This window comes from Puia sp. (assembly GCF_035546395.1).
Lineage (GTDB): Bacteria > Bacteroidota > Bacteroidia > Chitinophagales > Chitinophagaceae > Puia.
In genome coordinates, this window is record NZ_DASZXR010000002.1 from 773591 (window position 1) to 799428 (window position 25838).

26 protein-coding genes are annotated in these 25838 nt (G+C 56.6%); 14 read left to right on the forward strand and 12 right to left on the reverse strand.

The features are described from left to right. The first annotated feature begins 146 nt into the window (after positions 1 to 146). The gene (locus tag VHE34_RS04320; protein WP_325584966.1) at positions 147 to 956 is read left to right on the forward strand and encodes a hypothetical protein; all 810 of its coding nucleotides are present in this window, start codon (positions 147 to 149) and stop codon (positions 954 to 956) included. 53 nt (positions 957 to 1009) lie between these two features. Here the strand turns inward: VHE34_RS04320 and pafA are convergent, their stop codons facing one another. The 4 genes from pafA to VHE34_RS04340 all read right to left on the reverse strand — a co-directional run bounded on the left by pafA (position 1010) and on the right by VHE34_RS04340 (position 5492). Continuing rightward, positions 1010 to 2647, reverse strand: coding sequence for an alkaline phosphatase PafA (gene pafA, locus VHE34_RS04325; RefSeq protein WP_325584968.1), 1638 nt, complete (start codon positions 2645 to 2647; stop codon positions 1010 to 1012). 63 nt (positions 2648 to 2710) lie between these two features. Continuing rightward, positions 2711 to 4222 carry an aldehyde dehydrogenase (NADP(+)) gene (locus tag VHE34_RS04330; RefSeq protein WP_325584970.1) on the reverse strand — a complete coding sequence of 504 codons (1512 nt, stop codon included), beginning with the start codon at positions 4220 to 4222 and terminating at the stop codon, positions 2711 to 2713. 111 nt (positions 4223 to 4333) lie between these two features. Continuing rightward, positions 4334 to 5077 carry a glucose 1-dehydrogenase gene (locus tag VHE34_RS04335; protein ID WP_325584972.1) on the reverse strand — a complete coding sequence of 248 codons (744 nt, stop codon included), beginning with the start codon at positions 5075 to 5077 and terminating at the stop codon, positions 4334 to 4336. Between the two features lie 73 nt (positions 5078 to 5150). Beyond that, positions 5151 to 5492, reverse strand: a complete 342-nt coding sequence (locus tag VHE34_RS04340; protein ID WP_325584974.1) for a hypothetical protein — start codon at positions 5490 to 5492, stop codon at positions 5151 to 5153. Between the two features lie 113 nt (positions 5493 to 5605). Here VHE34_RS04340 and VHE34_RS04345 point away from each other — a divergent pair, with 113 nt between their 5' ends. The 12 genes from VHE34_RS04345 to VHE34_RS04400 are packed head-to-tail and all read left to right on the forward strand — an operon-like array spanning position 5606 to position 15589. Next, positions 5606 to 6556 (forward strand): YHS domain-containing (seleno)protein, encoded by a 951-nt coding sequence (locus VHE34_RS04345; protein WP_325584976.1) that lies wholly within the window; start codon positions 5606 to 5608, stop codon positions 6554 to 6556. 21 nt (positions 6557 to 6577) lie between these two features. Next, on the forward strand, positions 6578 to 7048 hold the full coding sequence (locus VHE34_RS04350; protein ID WP_325584978.1) for a heme-binding protein: 471 nt from the start codon (positions 6578 to 6580) through the stop codon (positions 7046 to 7048). Between the two features lie 32 nt (positions 7049 to 7080). Then, entirely contained in the window at positions 7081 to 8730 is a 1650-nt protein-coding gene (locus VHE34_RS04355) for an SMP-30/gluconolactonase/LRE family protein (RefSeq protein ID WP_325584980.1), read from the forward strand. A gap of 47 nt (positions 8731 to 8777) precedes the next feature. Then, a complete protein-coding gene (locus VHE34_RS04360; RefSeq protein WP_325584982.1) occupies positions 8778 to 9497 on the forward strand; it encodes a phosphopantothenoylcysteine decarboxylase in 720 nt (239 codons plus the stop codon). Then, positions 9478 to 9762 (forward strand): hypothetical protein, encoded by a 285-nt coding sequence (locus VHE34_RS04365; protein WP_325584984.1) that lies wholly within the window; start codon positions 9478 to 9480, stop codon positions 9760 to 9762. Before VHE34_RS04360 ends, VHE34_RS04365 begins: the two co-directional genes overlap by 20 nt. 57 nt (positions 9763 to 9819) lie before the next feature. After that, positions 9820 to 10584 (forward strand): MIP/aquaporin family protein, encoded by a 765-nt coding sequence (locus tag VHE34_RS04370; protein ID WP_325584986.1) that lies wholly within the window; start codon positions 9820 to 9822, stop codon positions 10582 to 10584. Beyond that, positions 10584 to 11600, forward strand: a complete 1017-nt coding sequence (locus VHE34_RS04375; RefSeq protein WP_325584988.1) for a VOC family protein — start codon at positions 10584 to 10586, stop codon at positions 11598 to 11600. The genes VHE34_RS04370 and VHE34_RS04375 overlap by 1 nt, the downstream gene beginning before the upstream one ends. Position 11601: 1 nt before the next feature. Then, complete coding sequence (locus VHE34_RS04380) at positions 11602 to 13011, forward strand: S8 family serine peptidase (RefSeq protein WP_325584990.1); 1410 nt, start codon at positions 11602 to 11604, stop codon at positions 13009 to 13011. Positions 13012 to 13013: 2 nt separating this feature from the next. Beyond that, entirely contained in the window at positions 13014 to 13232 is a 219-nt protein-coding gene (locus VHE34_RS04385) for a hypothetical protein (RefSeq protein WP_325584992.1), read from the forward strand. Next, the gene (locus VHE34_RS04390; RefSeq protein ID WP_325584994.1) at positions 13229 to 13642 is read left to right on the forward strand and encodes a hypothetical protein; all 414 of its coding nucleotides are present in this window, start codon (positions 13229 to 13231) and stop codon (positions 13640 to 13642) included. The genes VHE34_RS04385 and VHE34_RS04390 overlap by 4 nt, the downstream gene beginning before the upstream one ends. A 2-nt stretch (positions 13643 to 13644) precedes the next feature. Next, positions 13645 to 14727: a Rieske 2Fe-2S domain-containing protein gene (locus VHE34_RS04395; RefSeq protein ID WP_325584996.1), complete on the forward strand. Its 1083-nt coding sequence runs from the start codon at positions 13645 to 13647 to the stop codon at positions 14725 to 14727. 4 nt (positions 14728 to 14731) lie between these two features. Then, complete coding sequence (locus VHE34_RS04400) at positions 14732 to 15589, forward strand: hypothetical protein (RefSeq protein WP_325584998.1); 858 nt, start codon at positions 14732 to 14734, stop codon at positions 15587 to 15589. 12 nt (positions 15590 to 15601) lie between these two features. Here VHE34_RS04400 and VHE34_RS04405 read toward each other — a convergent pair whose 3' ends face one another. Both VHE34_RS04405 and VHE34_RS04410 read right to left on the reverse strand, forming a co-directional pair. Next, on the reverse strand, positions 15602 to 16351 hold the full coding sequence (locus tag VHE34_RS04405; RefSeq protein ID WP_325585000.1) for an SDR family NAD(P)-dependent oxidoreductase: 750 nt from the start codon (positions 16349 to 16351) through the stop codon (positions 15602 to 15604). Beyond that, on the reverse strand, positions 16348 to 17892 hold the full coding sequence (locus tag VHE34_RS04410; protein ID WP_325585002.1) for a GMC family oxidoreductase: 1545 nt from the start codon (positions 17890 to 17892) through the stop codon (positions 16348 to 16350). The genes VHE34_RS04405 and VHE34_RS04410 overlap by 4 nt, the downstream gene beginning before the upstream one ends. A 117-nt stretch (positions 17893 to 18009) precedes the next feature. On the opposite strand from VHE34_RS04410, the gene VHE34_RS04415 reads away from it, so the two are divergent. After that, positions 18010 to 18630 (forward strand): TMEM175 family protein, encoded by a 621-nt coding sequence (locus VHE34_RS04415; RefSeq protein WP_325585004.1) that lies wholly within the window; start codon positions 18010 to 18012, stop codon positions 18628 to 18630. On the opposite strand, the gene VHE34_RS04420 is transcribed toward VHE34_RS04415, so the two are convergent. The 6 genes from VHE34_RS04420 to VHE34_RS04445 all read right to left on the reverse strand — a co-directional run bounded on the left by VHE34_RS04420 (position 18589) and on the right by VHE34_RS04445 (position 25822). Beyond that, positions 18589 to 20556, reverse strand: a complete 1968-nt coding sequence (locus VHE34_RS04420; protein ID WP_325585006.1) for an amylo-alpha-1,6-glucosidase — start codon at positions 20554 to 20556, stop codon at positions 18589 to 18591. The genes VHE34_RS04415 and VHE34_RS04420 overlap by 42 nt on opposite strands. Positions 20557 to 20559: 3 nt before the next feature. After that, entirely contained in the window at positions 20560 to 23196 is a 2637-nt protein-coding gene (locus VHE34_RS04425) for an MGH1-like glycoside hydrolase domain-containing protein (RefSeq protein WP_325585008.1), read from the reverse strand. Between the two features lie 11 nt (positions 23197 to 23207). Beyond that, positions 23208 to 24017, reverse strand: a complete 810-nt coding sequence (locus tag VHE34_RS04430; protein ID WP_325585010.1) for a glucose 1-dehydrogenase — start codon at positions 24015 to 24017, stop codon at positions 23208 to 23210. Positions 24018 to 24074: 57 nt separating this feature from the next. Then, on the reverse strand, positions 24075 to 24758 hold the full coding sequence (locus VHE34_RS04435) for a Crp/Fnr family transcriptional regulator (protein WP_325585012.1): 684 nt from the start codon (positions 24756 to 24758) through the stop codon (positions 24075 to 24077). Between the two features lie 40 nt (positions 24759 to 24798). Further along, on the reverse strand, positions 24799 to 25113 hold the full coding sequence (locus VHE34_RS04440; protein ID WP_325585014.1) for a thioredoxin family protein: 315 nt from the start codon (positions 25111 to 25113) through the stop codon (positions 24799 to 24801). Between the two features lie 184 nt (positions 25114 to 25297). After that, entirely contained in the window at positions 25298 to 25822 is a 525-nt protein-coding gene (locus tag VHE34_RS04445; RefSeq protein WP_325585016.1) for a hypothetical protein, read from the reverse strand. Between the last annotated feature and the right edge of the window lie 16 nt (positions 25823 to 25838).

Here is a 25838-nt window from a genome sequence, read left to right on the forward strand (position 1 = left end):
ATGTCGACCAAATGGTTCGACCAAATGGTCGACACAAAGGTAACAATCTTTCCCGATCACAACCAGAAATATTTTTGCATTGGCCCCCAACACTGCTAAATACTAAATAAATTTATATGTGCGCCATTAACCAAAACCTACTCATCATGAAGAAATTACACCTCCTCCTGATCGCGGGCGTCATTCTCCAATTGAACACGTCCGCCCAAGCCTTCCTCGGGCAATCCACGAATGGCAAAATGGTCCAGGCCGCCGCCGCAGTGCGCCTGCCCTTCAACAATGACCAGGTCGAAACGGCCGTAAAGGCCTGGCTCTCGCAAAAAGGCTATTCTTCGTCAAAGACGCATGGCTATATTCTCTCCCGCGGCGTTCCCCTCGCAGCCGGAAGCACCGGGGGAGGGGAGGGCAGCGATCTGTATTTCTCAACGTCCTCGCCCGACCGCAAAGTGAAGGACATGACCCTCCTCACGCTGGTCCCGGCAAAAAAGAACCAGCCCATCACGAGCGGGTCCTTCGTCGACAGTTCGAAGCTCGACGACGCCCGGGTCTACCTCGACAGTTTGGCGGGGTTCGTAAGCACCTACACCACTGGCGTCCAGATCGGCGACCAACAGGAATCCCTGCGCAAAGCGCAAAAGAAAATGGGTCAGCTGCGCAACGACTCCACCGACGATGAAACGCGCATTCGCAATCTCCAATCCGACCTCGCCCAAAACAAGGCCGACCAGGTAAAAGCCTCCGCCGAGTTGCAGAATTACATCGGCGCCGACACCGACAAGAAACAGAAATATCAGAAGCGCCTCAACAAGCTGCTCGACAAACAAAGCACCCTCGAAAAAAAGATCCGCAACACCCAGTCCGACCTCGCCGACACAAAGGCCGACATCGCAAAACAGCAATCCTCCATCCAACAAATGCAACAAACCCTCGAGACCGTCAGGAACCGCCAACGCTAAGCCGCCGCCGCATCATTCCACAATTCGAAGTCGCGTGCCCAGGGGCCCCGTTATTAGGGACGCCCCACGATCTCCGCGATCACCTCCCCAACATTCCCATTCGGAACCTGGATATGCAACATCGCAGCCACCGTCGGAGCAATATCGGTCATATGCACCGTACGATACAACGCGCCATGAGGGACATCCCATCCCATAAACACCAGCGGAATATGCGTATCCTGGGGATTCCAGGTCCCATGGGTCGTCCCCTTCTCATAGCCGTCGAACCACCCGGGTTCCGGTATGAAAAGGATCGATCCACACCTCTTCCGGTTGTAACCGTTCACAACCATTTCCTCGATGGGTTTAGGCAGCCCCGCCAAAGCGATCCGGTCCATATCCACCACGTACTGAATCCCGGCCTGGTGCGACAGGTAGGCCGTTGACCATCTTTTCAACGAGTCTTCCGAAAGATGAGCCTGCCCGATACGCGCCAGGTTAAAGTTGACATAATAATTAGCGCCCGAAAGCACCAGGTCCTTTACACCCGTCAGAGCCGCCAATGTATCGTTCAAACCCTGCATCAACTTCCGCGATCTGACAAAACCCGCAGGCAACTGGTGACCGTTCATAAAATTAACGGCATGGCTCGCCCCATGATCCGCCGTCAGGAACACGAGATAGTTCCCCTTACCGACCTTACTATCCAAATAAAGAAAAAACCCCGTCAGATCCTTATCCAGCCGGAGGTAAACATCTTCCACCTCGACACTGTTCGGGCCATACTTATGCCCTACATAGTCGGTGGACGCACAGTTGATCGTCAAGAAGTCCGTCGCCTCCCGCTGTCCGAGGGCATACCCGTCGATCGCCGCCTTCGCAAAATCCAGCGTCAGCGTATTGCCGAACGGCGAACTCCGGATATTGTCATGGTCCTCGCGATAAGCCTTTGCCAGGTCATGGGGGAACACCGGCGCCGTCTCCCCCTTGAATACACCTTCCCACTCCACATTGTCCGCAGTGCTCTGCGTATAGGTGTTCAGGGGATACAAGGTCGTCCATCCTCCCGCCACCAGTTTCTCCGGCTCGTTCAGCGCGTTAAACCGCTCTACCCATTCCGGCATCTCCTTCATATACCAGCTGCTGGTGCTGAAACAACCCTTCGCATCATCGAACCAGAAGGCGCCCGTAGGCGTATGACCCGCCGGCAGTATAGAGGCCCGGTCCTTCAAAGAGACGCCCACCACTCTCGACCGGAAATTCGTCGCCAGCATCAGCTCATCGGTAATAGTAGTAGCCAGCAGGTTCCGGGGAGACATATTCCCCGCCGGCGAAGTTCCGCCGACCGGCCGGACCAAGCTGTCCGCCACGCAGTATTGAGACTTCCCCGTCGCCTGGTCGATCCAGTCATTACCCGTTATGCCATCGATGGAAGGCACCGAACCGGTAAAGATGGTCGTATGGCCCACCGCGGTAAAAGCAGGCAGATGGCTGATATAGGTCTGCTCGCAGGTAAACCCTTCCTTCAGCAGGCGCCGGAAACCACCGGTGCCATACCGGTCATAATACCGGTAAAGATAATCCCACCGCATCTGGTCGACGACAATGCCGACGACGAGCTTGGGCCGGGAAAGGGACTGAGCGCCCGCAGGCCGCATACAAAGCGAAAAGATCAATGCAAGGCCCAAAAGGTAGTTCAGACGATTCATGTAGCGGTTCTTTTGGGCTGCAATCTAGGCAAAAATCGGAAGGAACCGATCCTAAACAGGCGCTTAGCCTGCATCCTTCGTCCAAACATTATTCAAAATGCGCCAGATACCCAGCGGATTGCCCTTTTGCAGTTCGGCCGGGAGCATCTCGTCGCTGAAGTTCTGGAAGCAAACAGGGCGTACCCAACGCTTGATGGCGCTGGCGCCGACCGATGTGAACCGGGCGTCCGTAGTCGCCGGCCAGGGACCGCCATGCACCATGCTGGCGTTGACTTCGACACCGGTGGGCACATTGTTTAGGATGATCCTGCCGGCCAACGTTGGCAGTAATTCGAGGATAGCCGTATTGGCGCTGACATCCGCAGGCGTAGCCATCACCGTGGCCGTCAGTTGACCGCTGAAGCTCTTCAGCACATCGATCAATTGTTGTTTATCGTCACAGATGACGCAGAGCGAGAAGGGGCCGAACACTTCTTCCGTAAAGTGAGGATTCTGCAGGAAGTCGGCTGCCGCCACCGAGGCAACAAGCGGCGTCGCCTCCAGCTCCCCGGCCTTCGCCGCGGCATGGCCGACAACGCTGATGCCCTTTTGTGCAAGCATCGCAGTCAACCCATCGGTGTAGGCGGCATGAATGCCGGTATGGAGCATCGGCGCCGGCTGGATCGCCGCGATCTCCGTGGAAAGCAGGGAAAGAAAATTATCCAGAGCCGAACCCCTGACGGCCAGCAGGACGCCCGGGTTGGTGCAGAACTGACCCATGCCGAGGGTGATCGAACCCGCGTATGTCTTGGCCAACGCCGCGGCATTCTTTTCGAGCGTATCCGGCAGGAAGACCACCGGGTTGATGCTGCTCATTTCCGCAAATACCGGAATGGGCATCTTCCGTTCACGAACGTATTCGAGCAGCGCCTTGCCGCCGGCAAAACTGCCGGTGAAGCCGACACCCCTTGTATGCGGATGGATGACCAGCTCTTTACCCGCAATACGGCCGGAGCCAAGAACATGCTGAACGGTGAAAGGCGGCATCCCCGATGCTTCGATGGCCTTCTGGATGGCCGTGAAGACAAGCTTCGAAGTTTCCGCATGGGCTGAGTGGCCTTTGATGACTACAGTAGAGCCTGACGCGAGCGCGCTGACCGTATCACCCCCGGCAGTCGAGAAAGCAAAGGGGAAATTGCTCGCGCCAAAAACCACCACGGGACCGGCAGGGACCAGCATTTTACGCGTGTCGGGCTTGGCCGGAACACGGTTCGGGTCTTCGGTATCGATGGCGGCTTCTACCCAGCTGCCTTCCCGGATCAGGGCCGCAAAAAGATTCGCCTGGCCGATGGTGCGGTTGATCTCGCCATTAAGTCTTGCAACAGGGAGATGCGTCTCCGTATGAGAAATGGCGACAAGCGCTTCTCTCATCTTGTCCATTTCCTTGCCGATGTTCTCCAGGAACAGGGCCCGGTCCGCCGCAGGTATCCTTTTATACAACTGGAACGCGGCTTGCGCATTCTCCATCACTTGCCGGATCAATTCCTGTTCTTGATCTGCCTTCGCCGGGACGGCGGGAATTGTTGCTGCTGACATAAAATAGATTTTGAGAGTTAAAGACGCATAGACGCCGAAGAACCGCCCAAAGATAGAATACTTCCCGCAAGGACGAAAATGCCCCGGACTTTGTCCGGGGCATTGATTCGGTTATTTATATCCACCCGATACCGTCAGGCGCTCACCGGTAACCCAGCCTGCATCGTCAGAGGCGAGAAACACGGCGACCTTCGCAATGTCTTCAGGCATGCCCAGCCGGCCGAGGGGAGTGCTGGCGATCATCTGGTTCGCGAATTCCTCGGGCAGATCCAGGGCTTCCAATCCTTCGGTGACCGTTCCACCCGGGGCGATGGTATTGACCCGGATCTTTTTCGGCCCGAGTTCCTTTGCCATGGCCTTCGTGACGGTGTCGACGGCGCTCTTCGAGGCGGCATATACAAGCGAGTACGCCACAGGGTTGACGCTGGCGACCGTGCTGGTATTGATGATGGACCCGCCGGCAGGGAGATGTTTCGCGGCCTCCCGGATCACCAGGATCGTACCCAGCACGTTGATGTTGAACTGCTGATGAAAATCGGTCTCCGTAACGCCTTCGAGCGGCGCAAAACGGTAAATACCGGCGTTATTGACCACGATGTCTGTCTTCCCAAAGACCCGGAGCGCTTCGCTGAATAAATATTGCACCTCGGTGGCAACGGAGACATCGGCTTTAACGGCCTGTGCCTGGCCCCCCAGGGCCCTGATCCCGGCAACGACCTTTTCAGCGCCGGCCTTGTCCGATGCATAATTGACGATAACGGAGGCTCCCTCCGCCGCGAAGGCACGCGCAGTCGCGGCGCCGATACCCTTGGACGCACCCGTGATAATAGCTACTTTTTTGTCTAACTTTTTCATTTCCGTACTTTTTTGAAACACAAAGTTGAGACAACGCAAAGACCGCTAAAATGAACTACACTAATAAATTCGGTTAAGATAGATCAACTTTTTTCCTCTTATCGCTGCGGATCTTGCTCAGATTGGAAAGTAGCCTTTGTTGTAAGAAAGCATATCCGCGCTGGGTGATAATACGGAAGAACCGCTCGAATTTCGGAACGGTTTCCATAAGCCGTTGCTCGTCGTCCACGAGATAGGCACGCATGGCGCCCTTGGCGATATAACTTCGGTGTTTGCAGGGAAATCCGGGCTGGGCGATCGCTTGTTTTTTCCGAATCCTCCGTATCCGCAGCAGCGAACTGAAATAGTCCCCCTCTTCCGGGGTAAGCGGGATGACGCGCCGCACGCAATCTATGGCCAGATCCATCTCGTCCATGACGTAATTCTTTATGTTGCCCAAATTTACCGGGCAAGAATGCTGAAATATGTAAACCGCTGGACATTTGAGCGCTGATCCGGTCCCCATCTTTGCACCGAAAATAACTAACAATGAACAACACCTTCTTTCGTAAGAATCCCATGGTTCTCATGGCGATTTTCGGGCTGCTGTTTTCCCGGCCCATCCATGCACAGCAATACAACGGAAAATATTATAACAACCTCGACAATAAAGGCGTGATCCTGGATGGGTACGACCCCGTTGCCTTCTTCACGGACAACAAACCCGTGAAAGGCGATCCGGCCAACCAATACAACTACCAGGACGCTACCTACTTTTTCGCGTCCCCGGACCACCTGGCGCTGTTCAAAGCCGATCCCGAGAAGTATAAACCTCAATTCGGCGGATGGTGCGCTTATGCGGTCTCCCTCGGACGGGTGGCGCCCATCGACGTGAGCACGTTCTCCATCGTCGACGGCCGGTTGCTGTTGCAACATAATAACCGGGCAGTCGCAGGCTGGAACAAGGACGTTGCGGGCAATCTCCAAAAGGCCGATAAATACTGGCCGGCGGTGTCCGCCGGCGGCGGCAGGCAGATCGTTACGGAAGAAGAAAAAGGCTTTCTCAACAACACGGACGCCAATGGAGTGGCCTTGCAAGGCTATGACCCCGTCGCTTATTTCACGGATAACAAAGCGACAAAGGGCGATCCTGCCCATGAAGCCCGGTTCAACGGCGCTACTTACTGGTTCGCGTCCGAAGAACATGCATCCCTTTTCAAGGACAATTCGGCCAAATATGCACCGCAGTACGGCGGATTTTGCGGATATGCCATGAGCCTGAACAAACTCCGGCCTGTCGACCCGACCATCTTTCAACTAGTGAACGGTCGCCTCATCCTTCAGCACACACAGGACGCCTACGTCCAATTCAACAAGGATGTCCCCGGTAATACAGGTAAGGCCGATGGATACTGGCCCGGACAAGTAAAGAAACATGCCGGTAAGAAGAAGGTATCCTTCGACGCGCCCGCCGAACCGGCCCAACAACAAAGCCGATAACCCCAAAATAATACATGAACCATGTTTAAAATATTGATTCCTCTCATCGTCCTTTTCCTGCATATCGCCCCTGCGCAAGCCCAGGTGGTTCAGACAAAAACTATTTCCCTGGAGGCGGCTAAAAAGGTAGCTGCGGAAGCCGTAAAATACGCTCACAGGGTGAACGCCCCGGGCGGAGCCATCGCGATCGTGGACGCAGGCGGTGCCCTCGTATATCTCGAACGTCTCGATAATACGTTTTCTGCCGCCGCGGAAGTATCGGCAAAAAAGGCCAACACGGCCGCCACCTTCAAAGCTCCTTCATCGAAACTGGAGACCGCGATCAACGGCGGACGGCAGGCGCTGATCACCGTGGGCCATACGTTCCTGCAGGGCGGAGTACCCATCGTTTTTAACGGAGAGGTGATCGGGGCGATCGGCGTGAGCGGAAGCGCCAGCGCACAACAGGACGAGGATATCGCCAACGCCGGCGCAAAAGCATCGTTCAACTAACCCCCCAAAGGTCACCAACAACTTCAATGATCATGTTTCATCGTTTCTATCCGGTTTTGCTGGCATTGCTCGCACCGGCCCTGGTCCCTAATGCTTACGGACAAGAGCTTCGCGAACTGGCCCCGGACAAACCCCAGGCCATCGCCGATCTCCGTAACATCGTCGGCGCCGCTTATCTCAATGCCCAATGGTATGTGCAATGGGCGGACTTCGTAAAAACAGGCTTTCGCCTTCCTGGCCCCTCTCCCTCCGACCCGCTGCCGCTGTATCCCACCAGCCTTCCGGTAAAGACGGCGTCGCTTCGTCCACAGATCGGGACTGGAGGATTCGATGCGGGGTTCAAACCGATCCCCCCTGACCAATTGGAACGGCGGCAGGGCGCCGGATTGGTATCCGCAGTATGGTACAAGGTCGAGTTGACGATCCCAAATCACATCGGCGCCTGGGATCCCACGGGATCGACCGCCGTGTTCGAGATCGTCGTGGACGACTACAGCGAAATATGGGTCAACGGAAAGCAGGCGCACGGATTTGGCCAGGTCGGCAACGGCTTGATCTCGGGCTACAACGCCGCCAACAGGGTCGTCCTCACCGATCACGCCCGCCCCGGCGATAAATTTACCATCGCCATCCTCGGCATCAACGGGCCCCTGGGAATGATCCCCGATAACTACATCTGGATCCGCAACGCCGTCGTGGACTTCTACTCCGGCCTCCCGGAAGACCCGGTCTGGAAGGACATCGGCCATGTCTATCGCATTGCCGGGACCCTCGACAGCATCCTGCCGCCAAACACAAAAATAGATAAGGTGGCCGGGGGATTCCGCTTCACCGAGGGACCCGTCTGGCACCCCGACGGATACCTGCTTTTCAGCGATCCCAATACGAATGTCATCTATCGTTACAACCCGGCCAACCACGATGTCACGATCTACATGAGCCACAGCGGTTACACAGGCGCCGACATCGGCGAATACGGCCAGCCCGGCTCGAATGGCCTGGCCATCGATAGGGAAGGAAGGCTGATCGCCGACCAGCATGGCAACCGCCGCGTCGTCCGCTTCGAAAAGAAAGGGCCGACCACCGTGCTTACCGGCAAATTCGAAGGCAAACGCCTCAATAGCCCCAACGACCTCGTGCTTCGCAGCGACGGGACCCTGTACTTCACCGATCCACCCTACGGTCTGCCGCATTTCTTCCAGGACCCCCGGAAGGAACTGGATTTTTCCGGCGTATATATGGTACGCAATGGTAAAACGCAACTGGTGGCAAAAGACCTGGGCGGACCCAACGGCATCGCGTTCTCCCCGGACGAAAAATGGCTCTATGTCACCAACTGGGATATCCGCGATATCCATCACACAAAGACGATCTGGCGCTACGCGGTGAACGACGACGGAACCCTGCACGACGGCGCCATCTTCTTCGATTGCAACCAGACGGAAGATGAGGAGGCCCTCGACGGCATGAAGGTAGACAGGGAAGGGAACCTGTTCGTATCGGCGCCCGGCGGCGTTTGGATCATCTCGCCCGGCGGGCAACTCCTGGGCAAGATCGTCACACCGGAACGACCCGCAAATATGGCCTGGGGAGACACAGATGGCAAGACGCTCTACCTGACGGCCCATTCAAGCTTGTACAAGCTAAGGGTGGCTACAGGTGGCAAATTCAGCTGGCAATAAAATAAGCGAATGTTCAAAACCTCGGGCGTACAACAAGCCAATCGCATATGCACTCACAAAAAATACTCTCTGGAAAAAAAGTGCTGATCACTGCAGGACCGACGCAGGAGGCCCTGGACCCGGTGCGTTTCATCAGCAATCACTCCAGCGGAAGAATGGGCTACAGCCTGGCCAAGGTCTTACTCAACCGCGGTGCCCAGGTGACCCTCGTTTCAGGACCTGTGCACCTTAAATTAGCGCACCCCGCTCTCCGCATATACGACGTCGTATCGGCACGGGAAATGCTCGCGGCCTGCCAGGCCCGATTCGACGAAACCGATATCGCGATCTTCGCCGCGGCAGTCGCGGACTACCGCCCGGAAACCGTCGCCGCCACAAAGATCAAGAAGCGGTCCGACACCTTCCAGATCCGGATGGTGCGAAATCCGGACATCGCCTCGGAATTCGGCCGCATCAAATTGCCCCACCAATACTCCGTGGGTTTCGCCCTTGAAACCAACGATGAATTGGAACATGCACGGGAAAAATTGATAAAGAAGAACCTGGACATGGTCGTACTCAATTCCCTGAACGACCCCGGCGCCTGCTTCGCCTCTGCCAATAACAAGATCACCCTGCTACGACCCGGCATCCATCCCCAGTCCTTCCCCTTGAAAGATAAACGGCTGGTCGCCATCGATATCATCGACGCCATCGCCGCAGATTGGGCCAACCAGGCAAAGCTGTCAAGCCAAAGTCCCCATGAATATGAGAACATGTACCGTTAATTTGCTCATCACGATCCTTATCTGCCTCGACGCAAAAGCCGGCACTACCCTCGTTCAATACAGAAACATTCCACAGGTCCGGCACACCCGCAGCCCACTGGCCACCAACCGCGATCGGTGGGCATTCCTCCTGGATTGGAGCATATTCGTACGCCACGCACTGAAGAGGCCCGATTGGCGCGGCGCAGACAATATCGCCGGAGGCAAAAGCCCCCGCGAACGCTATATGAACCCCGAAACCATACTGGCCCGCATCAGGGAATAAAGCCCCCCAGTCAACTACCCGACACTTCATCCCCGCCATTTAGGCTCTCTTTGTATCATGAGAGCGATGAACATCCGGGTCGCTACCACCCGGCAGGGTTGGCCGGCGGCAAAGCTGGCCTTACAAAAGAACATCCGATTCTACGGGATGGAAGCGCTGGGCCTCGCCATCTTCATGGTATCGGCCTGTTTCTTTGCCGTCCTGCTCGAAAGCCCGGCCTCTCCCGTCCATGCAGCCATCCCGAATGCCAATACCCGGCTCTGCCTCACCGGCATACTGATGGGACTGACGGCGCTGCTCATCTTCTACAGCCCCTGGACCGCCCCCTCCGGATCACATATCAACCCCGCGGTGACGCTTACCTTCCTTCGTCTCGGCAGGATTGGTCCCTGGGACGCCCTCTTTTATATCCTGTTCCAAACGCTTGGCGGCCTGGTAGCCGTATGCCTCATGGCGTTGGCTCTCGGCCCGGGTCTGACGAAAAGCCCCGTGTCCTATGCTGTCACCGTCCCGGGAAAAGGGGGGGTGTGGATGGCTCTCCTGGCCGAATTGATCATCGGGTTCATCATGATGACGATCGTCCTCCACACCAGTGGCAACAAACGGGGGGGCCGCTACACCCGGCCGATCGCGGCTTGCCTCGTATGCGCCAACGTGATCGTAGCAGGACCCATTTCCGGGTTCGGCATGAACCCGGCACGCTCGCTGGCCAGCGCCCTCCCGGCAGGAATATTCACCGGCTGGTGGATCTATCTCTTCGCCCCGGTCCTCAGCATGCTGGCGGCAGCGGAATGGTACAAACACTTAAAAAGAACGAAATAATGAAACGGTTCCTCCTATTCACCTTTTGTTGCTTTTCCCTTCTCGCCAAATCCGGTCACGCATCCGCACAGGTGACCGCAATTGGCCCCGTCACCCTAACCGTAAGGGACCTCAACCGCAGTCTCGCCTTCTACCAGGACATCCTCGGCTTCCGCAAGATCGCCGACACCGAATACCTGGGCAGGCAATACGAAGAATTGGAAGGCTTGTTCGGCCTGAGAATGCGTGTCGCCACTCTCCGCCTCGGGGACGAATCCCTGCAACTGGTCGCTTACCTTACCGCCGGGGGAAGAAGCATTCCCGAAGATGCCCGCAGCAACGACCTCAGCTTCCAACATGTTGCCATCGTCGTACGCGATATGGACGAAGCCTACCGGCTCCTGCGCAGCCATGGCGTCGAACACGTTTCGACAGCGCCGCAGACCATCCCCGCCGATAATATCGCCGCGGCCGGGGTCCGCGCCTTTTACTTCCATGACCCGGACCGCCACAACCTCGAGCTGATCTGGTTCCCACCGGGAAAAGGACAACCCAAATGGCAACACCCAACCAACGCCGCCGGTCTCTTTCTCGGCATCGATCACACCGCCATCGCCATCACCCGAACGGATTCGAGCCTGGCCTTCTATCGCGATCTCCTCGGCATCCAGCCAAAAGGCGAAAGCTGGAACAAAGGCGCCGAACAGGCGCACCTGAATTTTGTCGAAGGCGCAAGCCTCCACATCACCGGTCTACGGGCGGCATCGGGACCCGGCGTCGAGTTCCTCCAATATCTTTATCCGGCGCCCGGAAAGCCCTATCCCGCCGACACCCGCGCGGACGATCTCTGGCACTGGCAGACGACGCTCTACACAAACGACGCCTCCACTCTTTTCACGCAGTGCGCAAAAATGCACCGAACGCTGGTGAGCACCGGTCTCGTCACCTTCCACGACACAAATGGAAAAGACGCCAAATGTTTTATCGTCCGCGACCCGGACGGCCACGCACTGCTGATCACTGAAAAAACCGACTGACATGCCCCAACCGCAACGCATCCTTCCGGCCATCGGACCACATTTCCCGGTAAAAAGCGTCGACGACTTCATCATCCTGCCGACCGGCCTCCGACTCGACGCGGACGCCCGCTACACCGGCAAAGGGATCACCATCGCCATTATCGATAGCGGCTTCTATCCCCACCCCGATCTCACTGCCCTTCACAACCGCATTCTCGCCCACGTGGACTGCCGGTCAGGAAAAGCCGACCTTACAACCCTGACAACCCCGGCATCAAAACACGCATGGCATGGAACGATGACGAGCGTGGTTTGCGCAGGGGACGGCTATTGCAGCAAAGGACTCTACAAAGGGATCGCCTCCGACGCCGGCCTGGTGCTCATCAGCGTGCAGGACGAAGCAGGAAGGATAACAGCCGACTCGATCGCCTGCGCACTGCGATGGATACAGGTCAACCACGCCCAATACGGCATCCGGGTCGTCAATCTGTCCATCGGCAGCGATGAGAGCAGGTCCTATAAGGAAGATGAGGTCGATCAACTCGCCGAAGCGCTGATCTCAGCGGGTCTCACCGTCGTCGCAGCGATCGGCAACGAGGAACACGGCGCCATCCACAGCCCCGCCAATTCCCCGAACGTCATCGCCGTCGGCGGCGCCGACGACGCCAATCGCCTCGACGCCGAAGTCATCCAGGCCTACCATTCCGCATATGGCCGCACCGCGGACAACCTGCACAAACCGGAATTAGTCGCCCCCGCGATCTGGATCGCCGCCCCCATCCTCCCGGGAAGCCCCGAACAACAGGAGGCCAGGGACCTCTTCGATGCCCTGCTCACCGCCACGGACCACCATCGGGAGGACATAGTCCGAAGAATTCGCGCCGGGCGTTTTATCTCCCGGGATTATATGCACGTCGACGGCACCTCCTTCGCCGCTCCCATCGTCACCGCCGTCATCGCCCAACTGCTCGAGGCAAAACCCGCCCTCACACCCTTCCATATCCGCGAAATACTCCTCGGCACGGCCCGGCGCCTTTCCGGCATCCCCGCGGAAAGACAGGGCTTCGGGATCATCAACCCCCGTAAAGCATTGCTTCGGGTATTGAAGAAACAACATTTTGGGCCAGGTCAGGCGTCACCCGTCATCGATACGCATCGGAACCTGTTGGCTTTTCATTTCGAACATGACAGTGCGCACCAGGTCTCGCTCGCCGGTTCGTTCAACGACTGGACCAAAGATGCCCTGCTCCTGCAACCCGGCGGGAACGGCCGCTGGATGATCGAGATCCCCATGCTCCCCGCCGGCCGCCACACCTACAAATTCATCGTCGACGATTCACTCTGGACGGAAGATGTGGGCAATCCCTTTCGCACCCCGGACGACTTCGGCGGATTCAATAATTTCTTCACCATCGGACAAAATCAATGAACATGGGCATATTGATCATCCTTCTCTCTTTCGCCGCCGGCTACCTCGCCGCCGGAACGCTATTCGCCCTGGTCTTCGTTCTTTTTGGCGTGCAAAAAGTAGATCCTACCGCACACGGCGCAACGGCCGGGTTCCGGATCATCATCATCCCCGGTTGTATCCTGCTCTGGCCCATCCTCCTCCGCAAATGGCTCAACACGCACAAAACTGAAACACCATGATCAAACCATTGAGAAAACGACACCTGCAGCTGTGGCTGGGACTGGCGGTCGTCCTGCCTGCCTCGATACTCGCCGGCTGGCTTGCGGTTCCAACGCCGGCAACGGATACGCTTCTTCAACCGGCAACCTCCGCCCCGCTGCCACTCATACTGGCCAGCCGCGATAGCCCAGCCCAGACCATAACCCTGCGCGCCTCCACCGACACTGCCACCCTGCAACTGGAATGGGTAACAAAGTCGGAGCTTGCCGCGCCTTCCGCTCTCATCTATGCCGGTGAAAGACTCCTCGGCCGGATCGGCCCGCAAGGCGTCTACCGCTTTTCCTTCACCCCCGGATGCAAGGATATCCACCCCTCGTTCACCATATATGACATCATCCACCACAAGAACATCGAAAAAATAAATTTCTGACTATGGGCATCTCCTACCAGGCCGTGGGCTGGAACCGGCAAAAAAGACGCTATGACACGATACTCCTCGGCTTTTGCATCGCTTATATCGGGACATTCGTTGGCCTCAGCCTCGTTTTCAACCGGGAAATGACCTTTGAGACCTTGCTCATCCGCTCCACATCCACCCTCGCCCTGCTCTTGCTGCACGTCATCCTCAGCATCGGACCCCTCTGCCGCCTGGACAACCGCTTCCTGCCCCTCCTGTACAACCGGCGTCATCTCGGCGTGACCATGTTCACCATCGCCGCCATCCACGGCGGATTCTCCATCTTCCAGTTTCACGGACTGGGAAACGTCAATCCTCTTCTTAGCCTCTTCCTCTCCAACACGCGCTACGACTCGCTTTCGGCCTTTCCCTTCCAGGCGCTCGGTTTTTTCGCGCTGCTCATCTTCCTGCTCATGGCAGTGACAAGCCATGACTTCTGGCTCCACATGCTCAGCCCACGCACCTGGAAGACCCTGCACATGGCGGTCTACGCGGCCTATCTCCTGGTCATCCTGCATGTCGTCCTGGGCGTCATCCAATATGAGACAAATCCCGTATTCATTCTCATCCTGTTCGGGGGTACGTCGATACTCATCACCCTGCACCTTTTGGCAGGTTACCGCGAAGTGCGAAAAGATAACCTGCACTTCCCCGAAGCTCCAAATGCCTCCCCGCAGTTCCCCGAAGCGCAGAAGCGCCTCGTACAAGTCTGCGCCGTCAGCGACATCGCCCCCGACCGGGCAAAAGTCTTTTGCATCGACAAAGAAAGGATCGCCGTCTTCAGATCAGGGGACATCCTACATGCAATACACAATGTCTGCAAACATCAAAACGGCCCGCTGGGAGAAGGGAAGGTCATCGACGGCTGCATCACCTGCCCCTGGCATGGCTATCAATACCTGCCCAAAAACGGTCAGTCCCCGCCACCGTTCACCGAAAAGGTCAGCACCTACGACGTCGAAGTGATCGACGGAATGGTTTGGCTCGATCCCAAACCCTACCCCGAAGGGACCGAACGACCCGGCGCGCCCGTAAATCAACAACAAAATAAAGCATAAGACCATGGATCAAAACGAATTTTACATCGGCTGGATGGCCAAAGCCCCGGCGCTGTTCGCCTCCTTCATCCGGCGATACCTGCTATGGTTGATCCCCCTGCTGTTGCTGACAGCCGCAGGGTTGGCGCTGCTCCAAAAGAAAGCCTCTTCCGCAACCTTCGAGTTCGGCCGGATCACAAACCTCACCGGGGTCTATCACTCTCTGCCCGTCCCGCTGCTGCGGATCAATCAAGGGGTCGATGCCTCCGGGACGACGCTTTTCCAAACCATCCCGCTGGTGGGTTTCGGTAAATCCGGCGCCGGGGGGATGATCGGCGAACTCGAGCGCAAAATGAATATCTCATTGGAAGGAATGCTCCTCACCCTCCAGGGAACCCTGCTTTATAACGACGGCAAGACCCTCCTGCAAATAGAGAACAGCGATTCCCTCCTAAGGGCCACCACAATACCATCCGGATCGGACGCCTCCGCACCGCAACCGATCGACCTCGGAACAGCCACGGTAAAAGGCGAGATCGCCGATCCCAAATGTTTCTTCGGGGTAATGAAGCCAGGCGAAGGAAAACCACACCGCGACTGCGCCATCCGCTGTATCCTCGGCGGCATCCCACCGGTCCTGGTAGTGCACAACTCCCGTGGACGGGCCAATTACTACCTGTTGGTCGGACCCAACGGCGAGAGAATGAATACCGCGGTGCAGGATTTCGTGGCAGAACCGGTGACCATCAGCGGTAAACGTATACTATACGATGATTGGATCATCCTCTATGCACAAGACACGACAGCCATCCGCCGGAACTCCTATCTCGCAGAACATTTTGGAAATAGCATCGTTTCCTGCAAGGACGGCTGTACCAAATGATCGACAAGACAGTTAAGCATTATTATACACCTTGAGCACCGTCTCCCGCAGCGCGGAACCTCGTTCGGATACAAGGAACTCCAGCACCTCTGCCAGGTTTTTCGGATCCACCCATCCGCTGGGATCGGCATCGGGCATGGATTTCCGGTTTACCGGCGTATCCAGCGTACTGGGAACAACGACCGAGACGGTGACCGAGGTTCCCTTTGCCTCCTCGTTGAGCAATTCGGCCAACCGGAACAACAATGATTTGCTCAGGCTGTAGGCCAGCAAGCCCTTTCCCTGCTCCGGTTTCATCGCGGCCCGGGCGCCGATAAGCACGATCCGCCCGGAACCCTTGAGCAGGAAATGCCCGAACAAGGGCCGAACCACAGTATAGGCGGTCTCAAAATTCAGCGTCAACTGCCGCCTCACATCCCCGATCGGGCTCGCAGCGATATTACCCATGCGAAACCCGCCCGCTAATAACAACGCGGCATGGATATCTCCATGCCGCCGGATGGCGCCCGCTACAAAGTCAGCCGCAGCTTCCTCATCGGTGAGGTCGACAACATGCCGCTCGAAAGCCGGGTGTTCAGCATGCCCAATCCCCAATGGATGGCCGCCCGAAAACTCACCCCCCGTTGCTTGATCACCGAAAACCCTACCCCCGCATGGGTGACTGCCGCAAACGGCAATCACCCGGTAACCCGCTTCGAGAAAACGCTCCGTGACAATGGTCCCCAAACCACCGCTCGCGCCGGTAATAAGGACGGTCTTCATAACACATCCTTTTTTAGATGATCGCTCACCCGCAACGCATTGGCCACAATGGTCAGCGAAGGATTGAAAGCCCCGCAGCTGGGAAAGAAACTGGCGTCCGCCACATACAAATTGTCGATCTCATGCGCCCTGCAATTCACGTCCAGCACCGATGTCGCCGGGTCATCCCCAAAGCGGAGCGTCCCATTCTGATGACTCATGCCGCTGATATCGAGATCATACCCCTTCCACCGGATATCCCGGAAGCGGGGATTGGCGTCGCCGATCTGCACGAACAGCTCTTTAAGCTTCTCCTTCAACCGCTCATAAGCGCCGTAGTTATTCCGGCTGTAATTGACCCTGATCTTTCCGTCACGGTCGATAGTGACCCGGTTTTCGGGCGAGGGAAGGTCTTCTGACGTCAGCCAGAAATCGATGCTGTGTTTCTTCACCTCCTCGTACGGTTTACCCGGATAGATCGACTCGGCAAGCCACAAAACCGTATCCGGGTCGTTCCTTCCCATCAGCTGGATCTCACCCAGCGGGAACGGAGTGTCGGCGGCGCCGTGATAATAGTCGGCGATCCCAAGGCTCTTCTGGAACACACAGTCGTTGATCGGCTCCTGGGTGAACGCCACCAGGCATCCATTGTGATGTAACATCAGGTTCCTTCCGACCATCCCGCTGCCGTTAGCCAGTCCGTTTGGATGTTTATCGCTCGCGCTCCTCAAAAACAACGCGGCACTGTTGACGGCTCCACAGGCGACAATGACCAGCCCGGCGCTAAAAACCTGCTCCGCTTCCTTCACCCGCGTCACCACGCCGGTGATGCTCGTCCCATTTTCATTGGTAACCAGTTTTTCCACATAGGCATGCGTCACCAACGTAACCTTGCCGGTGTTCAACGCAGGCTTGATGGCGACGGTCTGCCCGTCCGACTTACTGTCGGTAGGGTCCGGAAACCCATCGAAATTCTCCAGCAGCACCGGCGACTCGGCCTCACCCCGATCCTGCGGCAGCCGGATACCCATCGGAAGCGGAAAAGGCCGCAACCCAAGCTTCTTCATACCGTCATTCAACTCCTCGATCAACGGCTCATAGGGCATCGGCGGCATCGGATAATCGCCGCTCGCCCAGGGCTCCGTCGGATCGACGCCCCGCCGGCCATGAACGCCATACATCGCTTCGGCCTGGGAATAATAGGGCTCGTAGTCCCCATATTGCAGCGGCCACGCAGGCGATGTCCCCCCATAGTGACGAACCTCCCGGAAATCGCTTTCCCTGAAACGAAACATAGCCGCGCCATAAACCTTCGAGTTACCGCCGACATTGTAATGGATATAAGGCTTGAACGGCTTCCCATCACCGTCATACCAGACATCGTTCGGGCGATAACGACCCACCGTCACCACCTGGTGCGGGTCCCAGTTCTCCTTTTCCTTGGGAATAAATCCTCCCCGTTCCAGCAACAGGATGCTTTTGCCGGCCGCCGCCAACGCGGATGCCATCGTACTGCCGCCCGAACCGGTGCCGATGATGATAATATCGAACTCTTTTTTCATGACAATTGATTTTAAATAGTCTTCCGCAAATTGACAACATCGACGGCGGTCCAATTGTCAACCGCCCGACTTTCACTTCGAGGCATTCGTATCATTTTTGGGAAAGAAAGAAGCAAAATGAACCGCATCCAAAACAACATCGGCTCTCCCGACAAGGAAACCGCCAGGATCGAAGCCTTTAGCGACGGCATCTTTTGCGTCGCGATCACGCTGCTCGCCATCGAGATCGGCGTCGATGCAAAACACGTGTCTTCCAACCAGGACCTCGCCCGGGCGCTTGGGCAGCTTTGGCCGAAATACCTGGCCTACTTCGTAAGTTTCATCAACGTGCTGCTGGCCTGGGTCGGCCACCACAGCCTGTTCCGCCGGATCAGGACCGCGGACAATTTTATCATGATCGCCAACGGCCTCTTGTTGATGGTGCTCGCCCTCGTACCTTTTCCGACAAAAACCCTCGGCCTGGCCATGGGCACACCCGCTTTCCGGACAGCCGTCCTCCTTTACACCGGCTATTTTGTCGCCGTCAGCTGTTGCTACCGGCTTCTGTGGTTCGCTGCCGCCCGCCACCGGCGCCAGCTCGTCGAAGGGATCACGGAAACACAGGTCCGCGCAACCACCCGCGCGGAAAATATCGGGCTCATCAGCAATAGCACGATCCTGCTTGTCGCCCTGCTAAACCCCTGGTTGGCGCTGGCGCTAAGCTTCGCGATGTGGATCTACTGGATTGCGTTGGGTTAGATCATATGCCTGAATCACCCGTAGCAGCTCAGCCACCCCCCAGGCCTGCGCCACACAGCCCCTTGGGCGATGCGGCGGTTCGGCATCGAAGATCTCGGCCACACTCCCCGCACACCCCTCGTCAAGATGATAGGCGAAGCGGTCGATCACCGCCTGTGCCTCCCGCCTGTTACCCCGCACCCGCATAAGACAATCCACATAGGCGCCCAACAACCAGCTCCATACCGTGCCTTGATGGTAGGTCGAGTCCCTGTGGAAGCCATTCCCGCCATAAACCGGCGCATAACGCGGATCACGCGCATCGAGACTCCTGAGACCGACCGGAGTATATAACCGTTCTTCCACTACCGACAAGATCTTGCTCGCCCGCTCACCGGTCACAAGGGGGTAGGGCAGGCTCAGGGCAAAAAGCTGGTTAGGCCGAAGCGTACCGTCCGGCCGGCCCTCCTCGTCGATCACGTCATACAGCCAGCCCCCATCGGCATACCAGAACTCATCTCCAAAACTCCGTTTCAGCCGCTCAGCCTGCAGCCCGACGATCCGGCTGTCCTCACCCTGTCCGTTCCAATCGAGCAACCGTGAAAAGATGCACAGCGCATTGTACCACAACGCCTGTACCTCAACCGGCCGGCCCATCCTCGGAGTCACCACCCAGTCGCCGATCCGCGCGTCCATCCAGGTCAACTGCTGCCCACGCTCACCGGCGAAAAGCAATCCGTCTCCCTCCACATGGATATTGTACCGCGTACCCCTGAAATGCCAGTCGACGATCTGCTTCAAACCGGGCAGCAACTCCGCCAACACAAATTCCCTGTCGCCGGTCGCCTCCAGGTAATGATGCACCGCGATGAAATACCACAAGGTACCGTCGACGTTGTTATACTCCGGCGGTTCCCCATTATCGGGGAAGCGATTGGGCAACATTCCCTGGCTGATAACTTCGGCAAAGGAGGTTAATATACTTTTGGCTTCGGCGAACCGCCCGGTCGACAAACAAAGCCCGGGAAGCGAGATCATCGTATCCCTGCCCCAGTCGGTGAACCAGTGGTAGCCGGCGATGACCGTCCTCCCCGTAACACCGCGCCGCACAATGAATTGATCGGCCGCCATCGCGAGCCTTCTTGCCATGCCGGCCACGGGCAGATGGTCCATCAATTGCTGCCTGCGCCCAAGCTCCTTCCCGACCAATAAGGCCGGATCACGCCCCTCCGGATTCTCCGTCGAAAGGCTCACATGAAATACATCCCCTCTTCGCAGCCCGACTCGAAACCGCCCGGGCGAAAAAAGGTCTTCCCTGCATTCCAACCCCCGATACTCTTCCACGGCATAGTGAAACCCATAATACCAGCAGGGATCGGCTTCGAAAGACGACCGCCCCACGCCTATAAACACCTCCGGGGTAGCATCATACAACCTTGTCCGGAAAACCCCACCGTCAAATTCATATTCGCGGCGGATGGCGTCATTCGCAAAGGTCAGGTTGTGATAACCCCGCGATCCCAGCAGCGGCAACAACGACATCTCGAACGGTCCCCCGGCATCAAGCACCTCATATCGGATGATTACGGTGTTTTCGCCATGGATCATCACGACGCTCTTCCGGATTTGGATATCGTCGATGGTACAAACGAATTCCGGATGCAGGTTACGGCAGAAATGACTCCAATAGCCATATCCCCTGGGATGGATCACCCCGTCGTAGTCGTTTGTCCCCAATTCCCATCGTTCGCCCTCGCGATGGATCGTTTCGTCGAGTTTTGAAACCAACATCATTCTGCCGGTCGGCGGATCGGTGGCTGCCACCAGCAGACCATGATAACGGCGGGTATGACAACCGCTGACGGTCGAACTGCTCCATCCGCCAAGACCATTCGTCTCCAACCATTCGACGGCGCCCAGCGGTACGAATTCGGAATCCTGCTCCATAATTTATCCTTTGTTTTTTCCGGTAGACCCAACCCTGCCGATCAATTCTGCAACCACCCCCGTCCAGCCGGTCTGGTGCGACGCACCGACTCCCCGGGCATTGTCTCCGTGGAAGTATTCGTAGAAAAGGACCAGCTCGCGAAAATGAACATCGGTCCGGTATAGCTCCTCCTGTCCATGCACAGGCCTGCGGCCGTTGCCGTCCGCCCGGAAAATAGAGATCAGCCGCGCCGAAAGGTCCTCGGCGACCTCGTTCAGCGTCAGCCGGATACCCGAGCCCGCCGGCAGCTCCGTTTGGAAGTCTTCGCCGTAATACTCCGCAAAGCGTTGCAAGGCCAGGATGATCAGATAGTTCATCGGCATCCACACGGGGCCCCTCCAGTTGGAATTGCCGCCGAACAAAGAGGTATTCCCCTCGGCCGGTTGATAGTTCAACCCAAAATCCTGCCCGTCGATGTTGACGACGTAAGGATTTTCATGCACCTTGGAGATCGATCGGATGCCGCCGGCAGAAAGGAATTCCTTCTCGTCTAGCAGGGCACGCAATACCTTTTCCAGTTTTTCCCGCGGAACCAACGACAGGAGAATATCATCTTTCTCATTCAGCTCCTCGATCACCAGGTACTTGTCGTTGTCCTGCCGGTACCGTTGGAACCATTTCAGGCGGCTGTGAAAATCGGGAACCTTCTCCAGCATCTCCTGTTTCAAAACCAACACGGCAAACAATGTGGTCAATCCGACCAGCGAACGCACCTTCAGCGGGATATACCTTCCGCCCGGAAGCGACAGCACATCGTAGAAAAAGCCGTCGGTATCGTCCCAGCTTCCCGTCCAATCTTCACCCATCCGGTTCAATGACTCCGCAATGTATACAAAGTGCTCGAAGAATTTCGTGGTGACGTCTTCGTAGCTGCGGTTGTACTGGGAGATCTCAAGGGCCATCTCAAGCATGTTCAGGCAATACATAGCCATCCAGCTGGTGCCGTCCGCCTGCTCCAGCACGCCCCCTCCGGGTATCGCACTACTGCGGTCGAACACGCCGATATTGTCCAGGCCCAGGAAGCCGCCCTCAAAGACATTGTTCCCCTTATGATCCTTCTGGTTCACCCACCAGGTAAAATTGATCAGCAGCTTCTGGAACACCCGCTCCAGGAAATCGATATCCGGTTTCCCCGTCCTGGCCTTGTCCATCTTATACACCTGCAGGCAACTCCAGGCATGCACCGGCGGATTGACATCGCTGAACGCCCATTCATAGGCCGGCAACTGGCCGTTCGGGTGCATATACCATTCACGCAGGAAAAGGATCAACTGATCCTTGGCGAATTTCGGATCGAGCATCGCCAGGGGAACGCAATGAAAAGCAAGGTCCCAGGCCGCATACCAGGGATACTCCCATTTATCGGGCATCGAGACGATATCTTCATTGTTGAGGGATTGCCATTGATGATTCCTGCCCTTCTTTCGCTGCTCCGGCGGAGGCGGATGCCCGGGGTCCCCATTGAGCCAGCGCGGAATGTCGATATGGAAATACTGCTTGCTCCAAAGCATGCCGGCAAACGCCTGGCGCTGTATCGCCCTCAGCTCCCCATCCGCCACGTCCGATACTCCCTCATAGAACTCGTCGGCCTCCCGGATGCGTTCCACAAACAGCCCCTCAAAAGCGGGGCCGAACGGATCGCCGGCCAACGTTTCCTTACGCAGCCGAAGCCGGACCACAACCGAAGAACCGCCGGCGATGGTCCACTCATACATGGGAGCAAATTTGGTTCCGGAGTCTCTATTCACGAATACGCCGAAATCCCGCCGGGTGACGGCATCATGAAAAGCGTCTTTTACGAAAGGAGAAGGATTCGGGACCCCATAAAGCCGTTCCCTGTTGGTCTCGTTCTCCGTAAACAGAACCCGCTCCGGCCGCTCGAAATACAACTGGTAACTCCCCGTCTCCTCATGCTCGACCTCCACCCGGCCATAGCCGCTCCCGCCGGATCGCATCTGTATCGCCGGCCGCCGGTTCATCCCACCGAACGCCCAGAGATTCCTCAGCCAAAGCGTCGGCAATAAGGCGATGTACGCGGCATCCACTCCTCTGTTGTGAATCGTAATGCGAATCCCGATATCCTCGGCATCGGCCTTGGCATACTCCGTAAACACATCGAAATACCGGCCCCCATTGAAAACCCCGGTGTCGGTGATCTCATACTCCCCCTCGTGCCGGCCCCGCTGACGGTTGACGCTCACAAGCTCCGCATAAGGAAATTCCGCCTGCGGGTATTTGTATAAATGCTTCATGTAGGAATGCGAGGGCGTATTGTCAAGGTAGTAATAGAGCTCCTTCACATCCTCCCCATGGTTCCCTTCCGTCCCGGTCAGTCCGAAAAGCCGCTCTTTCAGGATCGGGTCCTTCCCATTCCACAGAGCCAGCCCAAAGCAGATGCGCTGTTTTTCATCGGAGATCCCGGCGATACCGTCCTCCCCCCATCGATACACCCGGCTGCGGGCGTGATCATGTGGGAAATATTCCCAGGCATTGCCATGCTCACTGTAATCTTCCCGGACAGTGCCCCACTGCCGCTCACTGAGATAAGGTCCCCATTTTTTCCAATGCGGATGCCGAAGACGGGTTTGTTCCTGGTTCATGGTGGTAATTTCTAGCCGTTTGTTGTAAATCCTGGATATAAGGTCATCCCGCCATCCACGAAAATGGAGGCGCCGTTGACATAATCGCTTTCGTCACTTGCCAGCCATACCGCCACATTGCCGATGTCCTCCACATTGCCGATCCGTTGATAAGGGATAAGGGTCAGCAACTCCTGCAACGCTTCCGGGGTCTCCCAGGCCTGCCGGTTTATCGGCGTCTGGATGGCGCCGGGACAAATGCTGTTGATCCGGATCTTGCGGGAAGCAAATTCTTGCGCGAGGCTTTTCATCAGCAGCATGACACCGCCCTTCGATGCGGCATAGTTGGCATGGCCCGCCCAGGGAATGACCTCGTGTACGCTGCTCATTTGGATGATCTTGCCTGCCGCCCGCGACCGGCCGGGCTCCACCCCCCGGCGCAAAAACTCCCGGATGGCCTCCCGGCTGCAAAGGAATTGCCCCGTCAGATTTACACCCAACACAAAATTCCACTGCTCCAGCGTCATCGTCTCAAAGGCGGCGTCCCTTTGGAGACCGGCATTGTTCACCAGGATATCCACCGTCCCAAAAAAAGATACCGTATCGGCAAACATCTTCTTTACCTCGGCCTCGCTGCTTACATCACAGCAATAGGCGACACCATTTCCACCGGCCCCGATCACCTCCTCAAGGACAGCCTCGGCTCCCGCTTTGGCGCCGGCCACCGGGTAATTGATGACGACATTGGCCCCGGCCGCCGCAAGGGATTTCGCAACCCCGGCGCCGATCCCACTGCTGGCCCCGGTGATAATGGCCGTCTGCCCGCTTAATTTCTTTTCCATTTCTTGTATTTAATTGTTGTTTAGTATTGGTGTACCATCGGGAAACAATGGCAGGCATCAGTTCCAGGATAGCGGGTTATGAAGTTCGATATGCTTGCGATTATACAGGAGAAGCCCTGCATCCCGCAATTCATTCAGCAACATATTCACGCTCTGCCGGGACGTGGCGATCACACTGGCGATATCGCTGTGGGTAAGGTAGTTGTTCAGCACGATCTTGTCGCCGATCGTACTCCCGTCCGCCTTGGCCCAGCTCTTTATGAACCGGATTAGTCTGGATTTGGCGTCCCGGAAAACAAGATCGGAATGGCGTATCTCCAACTTTCTGAGCTTCGCGTTTACCCGGTTGGCATAGTTGATCGCGATAGCCGGATTGGCCTCGAGCAAACGGCGAAAATCACCGGCAAGGAAATAACATACGATCGTGTTGCCCGTAAGCACTTGCGCATACTCGTCATCGGTCGAGTGAACCTGGCCAAGACTCAGGTCGCCGAAAATATCCGGGGCGGTAAGGATGTCCTTCACAATTTCGTTATCCCCTTCGTCGATATCGGTAAGCTTGATCTTGCCGTTGATCAACAGGTAGATCCGCGTGAATGCGCCATCACCATAGTCCAGGTGCTCACCCCGGCGCGCGGTCTTGACCCTTGCCTGCCCGGCGATCTCGGCCAGCTTTTCCTCAGGGAGATCGGCGAATAGGGGGTGGCTCTTCAAATACAGATACTTCATTTCGATTGACATATTGGTTGGTTTAGCATTTCACCTTGAATGGCCCGCCCGGCTAACTTCCCGACAACGACCTCTCTATCTTGTCAACGAGCTCCTGGCGCGAGATCATGCCGACGGCGTGCTCTATCACTTCGCCCCCCTTCAACAGCAACACCGTAGGAACCTCCGTAATGCCATAAGCGGCTGCAAAAGCCGGGTCGCGATCGATATCTGCCGTGTCGAATTCAACCCGGCCCGCATAGGTTTCAATAAGATTCCCGATCATCATGGCAACAATTTGACAGGCGCCGTTCCATTCGGTCCTGAAGTGGATAAGGCGGAAACGTGGTTCGGCAGTGAGCGGATTCTCGTAGTTTTTTTGGGGCATCCTTGATAATATTGCTGTAGTATAGCCAATCGGCATGCCAGAACTCGAAGAGGGGAGTGTGAATGCCATGAAAGCCGCTGCCACAAAGCGTTTGGTGGGATTTCTGCAAAATACCTTTCGGTATTATTGTCGAACCGGAATTTCATTATTTTGGGAATTCCCAAAATATGGTAAATGCCTGACCCTAGTCAAGGTTATGCTTCAGAAAATCGTTGATCAGCAACCAGGTGATCCGCCCGGCTTCATAATCGTAATTCTTGCCCCCATTGAACAAGGGCTGGTCATATCCATGGTCCGCTCCGGTTTGTATATAAAGACTGAATGGCTTGTCCTTTTGCGCGGCCATGAACTTCATGGCGGCATCCATCGGCCATTTGTCCAATGCTCCTGTAATGGCAAGCACGGGACTTGCCAGCTTATCAAGCTTGTCCTTTGTGATCTCATCATAGCCACCACCATAGACCAACACCGTGCCGCCGAACAAGTCGGGCGCAAGCAAATTTGCGTTCATGGCGTCGACGCAACCGGCGCTGAAACCTACAGAGGCTATTTTCCTTCCCGGCCTCTTTAGGTAGTCGATGGCCGCCTTCAGGATGCTTATCGTCTCGCGTTTGTCGACTGCCTTCATCAAGGCTTCGGCGGAACTATTTTCCGTGGCGGAACCGGCCAGTAGGATAAAAAGAACAAAGTAAAATTTGCTTGCCTTCATAATATTTTTTTTAAGA

Coding starts and splice junctions, on each gene's coding strand:
- VHE34_RS04320 (WP_325584966.1), top strand. CDS start 147: ATGAAGAAATTACACCTCCTCCTGATCGCGGGCGTCATTCTCCAATTG.
- pafA (WP_325584968.1), bottom strand. CDS start 2,647: ATGAATCGTCTGAACTACCTTTTGGGCCTTGCATTGATCTTTTCGCTT.
- VHE34_RS04330 (WP_325584970.1), bottom strand. CDS start 4,222: ATGTCAGCAGCAACAATTCCCGCCGTCCCGGCGAAGGCAGATCAAGAA.
- VHE34_RS04335 (WP_325584972.1), bottom strand. CDS start 5,077: ATGAAAAAGTTAGACAAAAAAGTAGCTATTATCACGGGTGCGTCCAAG.
- VHE34_RS04340 (WP_325584974.1), bottom strand. CDS start 5,492: ATGGACGAGATGGATCTGGCCATAGATTGCGTGCGGCGCGTCATCCCG.
- VHE34_RS04345 (WP_325584976.1), top strand. CDS start 5,606: ATGAACAACACCTTCTTTCGTAAGAATCCCATGGTTCTCATGGCGATT.
- VHE34_RS04350 (WP_325584978.1), top strand. CDS start 6,578: ATGTTTAAAATATTGATTCCTCTCATCGTCCTTTTCCTGCATATCGCC.
- VHE34_RS04355 (WP_325584980.1), top strand. CDS start 7,081: ATGTTTCATCGTTTCTATCCGGTTTTGCTGGCATTGCTCGCACCGGCC.
- VHE34_RS04360 (WP_325584982.1), top strand. CDS start 8,778: ATGCACTCACAAAAAATACTCTCTGGAAAAAAAGTGCTGATCACTGCA.
- VHE34_RS04365 (WP_325584984.1), top strand. CDS start 9,478: ATGAGAACATGTACCGTTAATTTGCTCATCACGATCCTTATCTGCCTC.
- VHE34_RS04370 (WP_325584986.1), top strand. CDS start 9,820: ATGAGAGCGATGAACATCCGGGTCGCTACCACCCGGCAGGGTTGGCCG.
- VHE34_RS04375 (WP_325584988.1), top strand. CDS start 10,584: ATGAAACGGTTCCTCCTATTCACCTTTTGTTGCTTTTCCCTTCTCGCC.
- VHE34_RS04380 (WP_325584990.1), top strand. CDS start 11,602: ATGCCCCAACCGCAACGCATCCTTCCGGCCATCGGACCACATTTCCCG.
- VHE34_RS04385 (WP_325584992.1), top strand. CDS start 13,014: ATGGGCATATTGATCATCCTTCTCTCTTTCGCCGCCGGCTACCTCGCC.
- VHE34_RS04390 (WP_325584994.1), top strand. CDS start 13,229: ATGATCAAACCATTGAGAAAACGACACCTGCAGCTGTGGCTGGGACTG.
- VHE34_RS04395 (WP_325584996.1), top strand. CDS start 13,645: ATGGGCATCTCCTACCAGGCCGTGGGCTGGAACCGGCAAAAAAGACGC.
- VHE34_RS04400 (WP_325584998.1), top strand. CDS start 14,732: ATGGATCAAAACGAATTTTACATCGGCTGGATGGCCAAAGCCCCGGCG.
- VHE34_RS04405 (WP_325585000.1), bottom strand. CDS start 16,351: ATGAAGACCGTCCTTATTACCGGCGCGAGCGGTGGTTTGGGGACCATT.
- VHE34_RS04410 (WP_325585002.1), bottom strand. CDS start 17,892: ATGAAAAAAGAGTTCGATATTATCATCATCGGCACCGGTTCGGGCGGC.
- VHE34_RS04415 (WP_325585004.1), top strand. CDS start 18,010: ATGAACCGCATCCAAAACAACATCGGCTCTCCCGACAAGGAAACCGCC.
- VHE34_RS04420 (WP_325585006.1), bottom strand. CDS start 20,556: ATGGAGCAGGATTCCGAATTCGTACCGCTGGGCGCCGTCGAATGGTTG.
- VHE34_RS04425 (WP_325585008.1), bottom strand. CDS start 23,196: ATGAACCAGGAACAAACCCGTCTTCGGCATCCGCATTGGAAAAAATGG.
- VHE34_RS04430 (WP_325585010.1), bottom strand. CDS start 24,017: ATGGAAAAGAAATTAAGCGGGCAGACGGCCATTATCACCGGGGCCAGC.
- VHE34_RS04435 (WP_325585012.1), bottom strand. CDS start 24,758: ATGTCAATCGAAATGAAGTATCTGTATTTGAAGAGCCACCCCCTATTC.
- VHE34_RS04440 (WP_325585014.1), bottom strand. CDS start 25,113: ATGCCCCAAAAAAACTACGAGAATCCGCTCACTGCCGAACCACGTTTC.
- VHE34_RS04445 (WP_325585016.1), bottom strand. CDS start 25,822: ATGAAGGCAAGCAAATTTTACTTTGTTCTTTTTATCCTACTGGCCGGT.